Below are 1,166 nucleotides of genomic sequence, written 5' to 3' on the forward strand. Positions count from 1 at the left end.
ATGAAAGCGGCTGCATCTATTTCTTTGTTGGTCGGTTTATTGCTGGCAATGTTCAATATGTATGTGGCTTGGCAGCACAACCCGCAATGTGAGTTTCACTGTGATGGCACTATCAATTGGCTAAACTGGTTTGGAGTAGGAGCATCGTGGCTCATCGTAAGCAGCCTAGTAATTTTTAGCTTGACGATGGCTGGTCGAGCAGTTTGGTTTAAAGTATTCAAGCTACGCAGTGACACATAACAAGTGGCTGTTGTCGGACGCACCTGCGCTGGCGCTCCGGTGCGCCGCAAAGCCAGGGCGTTATGTTCAATGTGGCCATCGTGGTGAGATTGATTGGAAGCAAGATGGAGGAGGACTTTCGTGAGGAGCTTGTGTATTCCAATGCAGCTCTTCAGAATCCTGATTCCCGTCTACACCAAGTACTGGAAAGCCATGGCTACAGCACTTCTCGTGCTTATGTGCTCCATTGGACTCCGGAACAGCTTGAAGACATCTATGTTGTCTTGATTGATGCGTCTGTGTTGGTAAGCGTTGAAATCGATAAATTCGAGGGAGCTTGTTTGCCAGAAGTCGACGAAATGGAATTAAAGGATTACGTCCGAGGGTTAAGCAGAATGAATCAGGTGCGTCTTGCTGTTGCGCAGGATCTGGCCTCGGCGAAAACATAACCAGGCCAGGCACGGCGACGCCTTTTTCGTTGCGGCTTTGCCTCCACTACAAAGGCGCGCATGCTGGCAGCGTTATAAAGCCCGGCTGGGGTGCAGAAAAACTCCCAGTTAACCGAATCCTACAGCGATGATCTGTACGAATAAACAGTATTTTTCAGGTTTGGGATTCGGTTCGAAGAACCAGACAAGGATGATCGTTGTTGAATGCGTTTTCAGCTACCCTCGGGGTATGTCCCAAGCGGATAACGCGCGGGTTGATCCGCTTGGGACATACCCCGAGGGAGAGCTATTCCTCAGCGATCGCGTTACCTTTTGGCTGGTTGCCAGTCTCGTCGCCAGAGCCCGTCGCAAACGGTTGGATTATGAAGTTTGAAGAACGTCTCGAAGCAGGCATGGCCGTCGAGGGTGTGCTTTATCAGAGCTCTTTCAGGACTTGGCTCTATAACAACACATTCATCCGACCCTCGCTTCGCTCGGGCAGATGAACGTACATCGTTA

General features: G+C 50.3%; 2 protein-coding genes. Both read left to right on the top strand.

The genetic code is table 11. The annotated features are described in order from the left end of the window. Positions 1-240 (top strand): hypothetical protein (locus tag C7H09_RS19990; RefSeq protein WP_106762518.1); only part of this gene is annotated, 240 nt, incomplete at its 5' end. A gap of 71 nt (positions 241-311) precedes the next feature. Then, complete coding sequence (locus tag C7H09_RS10785; protein WP_133166226.1) at positions 312-668, top strand: hypothetical protein; 357 nt, start codon at positions 312-314, stop codon at positions 666-668. Positions 669-1,166: the final 498 nt, after the last annotated feature.

It is taken from the genome of Marinobacter fuscus, assembly GCF_003007675.1.
Classification (GTDB): Bacteria; Pseudomonadota; Gammaproteobacteria; order Pseudomonadales; family Oleiphilaceae; genus Marinobacter; species Marinobacter fuscus.